A 2,805-nucleotide genomic window follows, 5' to 3' on the forward strand; every position below is an offset into this window, starting at 1 on the left:
AAAAGGGCTATTTTCAAAGGATTGGAATCCCCCCCCCTTACTGATATTCCTCAAAAAAAAGAAAGATATCTCAGTTTTCAGCGGCGATAGCCAAGCTATTAGTCTTAAAAAGTGTTAACAAGCCATATAATGGGTCGATATTTGATAAGTGAAATGATATTTTTACGTTGACACGTCAAACTTTGAATTGAAATTTAACTAAATTTATAGCTATAATCGTTCACGAGGCGATTTAGCGGAAGGTGCTGCTTATAAAGGCACTAATTTATAAAATGAACAATATTAAGAAAACCATCTACATGTTAAGAAATCTCATCTTAGGTCTTTCATTAATCTCTATCGTCGCTTGCGCAGCAAAGCCTCGCGTAGATCTGGAGCAAGAGGGCTTACAACTAAAACCGACAACACAGCATGGCGTAATCGTAAAAGAGGTTGCCAATTTATTGGAAAACTTCAGCTACAAACGCGTTTCGATGAACGATTCTATTTCTAATATTATTTTCAACAATATAGTAGAAGGCTTAGATCAGGGAAGAAACTATTTATTACAGTCAGATATTGATGATTTCCAACAATTCAAAAATAACTTTGGACAGGACTTTAAACAGGGTGACCTTTCGAGCGCTTTCTACATGTTCAACAAATATTCAGATCGCTATTTACAATGTTTGAACTATGCTTTAGAGCAAGTAGACGCACATCATGATTTTAGCAAAGATGAAACCTACAATAGCTTTCGCGAAAAGCTACCGTGGTTCAAATCTGACGCTGAATTAAAAGATCAGTGGAGGAAACGTGTAAAATATGATCTATTGAACCTGAAGCTCACAGCGGGCGACTCGGTTAAGCTCGATTTGGCGAAGAATAAAGAAACACTACGTAACCGTTATAAGAACCTGATTTCTCAGGCCTCTAAAGCAAATGCTAATGATGCGTTCCAAATTATCATGACTGCTTTTACAGCAGCGGTGGATCCACATACCAATTACTACAACCCATCATTTGCGCAGGCATTTAACGAGAGCATGTCTAATACCTTAGAGGGAATTGGCGCTCAACTACAGATGGAAAATGAGATGGTTACAATCAAGATGATCATCGCGGGAGGACCAGCATTCAAAGACAAAACATTACAGATTAACGATCGTATTGTCGCTGTAGCACAGGGCGACGGTGAGTTTGAAGACATCATCGGCTGGCGCTTAGATGCCGCTGTTGCGAAAATCAAAGGAAAGAAAGGTACCGTTGTACGTTTAAAAGTATTACCAGCGGGCGCAGAATTATCTACCGCACCAAAAATAGTGAGGTTAACTCGTGAGAAAATCGTTCTTGAAGAAGAATCTGCAAAACGTGAGATCAAAACGATAAAAGGCGAAGATGGTAGGAACTATCGTGTAGGTATCATTAATCTACCGAAGTTCTATATTGACTTTGATGCTGTACGCCGTGGTGACCAAAATTATAAGAGTACTACCCGTGACGTAAGATTACTCCTAGACAGCTTAAAACAAGATGGTGTTGACGCTGTATTGATGGACTTACGTCATAACGGGGGTGGTTCACTTCAAGAAGCGATCGAGCTAACGGGTCTGTTTATCGACAAGGGTCCAGTTGTTCAAGTTCGCGATACCAGAAACCGCGTTCAAGTAGACAGCGATCAAGAATCCGGTGTTAGTTGGGATGGTCCGTTTGGTGTCATCATAAACCGCTTCTCGGCATCTGCCTCGGAAATCTTTGCTGGCGCGATCCAAGATTATGGTCGTGGTATCATTTTAGGTTCAACATCCTATGGTAAAGGTACGGTGCAAAACGCTGTGGATATGTCCAGATTTATCAGTGCAACTAACAAGCTCTTAATCAAAGCTTCTGGCGAAAAGGATGCTGACACCCCAAATGGGGCACCGGAGTTCGGTCAGATTAATATTACCATGGGTAAATTCTACCGTGTAACAGGAAGCAGCACCCAACACAAGGGTGTTGAACCTGATGTTACCTTCCCCACTCAATATTCCGCAGAGAAATTTGGCGAAAGTTCGGAACCATCGGCTTTACCTTGGGATCAGATCAAACCATCGACCTTTTCGAAGATTTCTGATTTAACATCGATCAACGCGCAGTTGAACCAGATACACACAAAACGCATGCAGAAGTCTCCTGCTTATACCTTCTTACTCGAAGATATCGCTGAATTCAATAAAGTAGACGCTATGCCTTCGGTAAGCCTAAATGAGTCCAAACTAAAAGCAGAGCGTGAGACAAATCGATTAAAAAATCGCGACCGTATTAACAAGCAGTTGGCATTCCTAGGATTGCCGCTCTGGAAAGAAGGACAGCCGCAGCCAAAATTCGATTATGATTTCGTGCTGGAAGAAAGCGCTAACGTGCTAATCGATTATATCCGTCTAAATAAAAAGTAAGGGATTTATCCATTTTTTTAAGCTATAACAGAAGCCAACAAAGGCTTATGGACAACGGGTTCATAAGCCTTTGTTTTTGAAGCTTCCGTAACGTACAGTCCTTTACGATTCTGTGAGAACATCAACACCACATCAAAGTGTTATACCTTGAATAGAAAAGATGCTTTTTGTGTCCCATCGAAAAGAACTTAATAACAGTAAAATTACCATGAAAATTGTCCGAAATATGCCCGAAAACAGAAAAAAATCCACTGATTATCAGTGGCTTTTGTAGGGGTGGCTGGATAGTAACCATTTAGTAACATATTTCCCTTATAGATCTTCAGTCAAAGAATAAACAGGACAGCGTTTAATCACTGCCTTTTCAAATAATTTAAACTTAATAGAA

At 40.3% G+C, this 2,805-nt stretch carries 1 protein-coding gene; it reads left to right on the plus strand.

Going from position 1 to position 2,805, the window contains the following annotated elements; all coding sequences use genetic code 11:
• The first annotated feature begins 272 nt into the window (after nt 1–272).
• Nucleotides 273–2,417 (plus strand): carboxy terminal-processing peptidase, encoded by a 2,145-nt coding sequence (locus B2400_RS04850; protein ID WP_293931430.1) that lies wholly within the window; start codon nt 273–275, stop codon nt 2,415–2,417.
• Nucleotides 2,418–2,805: the final 388 nt, after the last annotated feature.

Source organism: Sphingobacterium sp. UBA6645 (assembly GCF_002455685.1).
Lineage (GTDB): Bacteria > Bacteroidota > Bacteroidia > Sphingobacteriales > Sphingobacteriaceae > Sphingobacterium > Sphingobacterium hotanense.

Excerpts from the sequence above, each read along its gene's own strand:
- B2400_RS04850 (WP_293931430.1), top strand. The coding sequence starts at position 273 with ATGAACAATATTAAGAAAACCATCTACATGTTAAGAAATCTCATCTTA.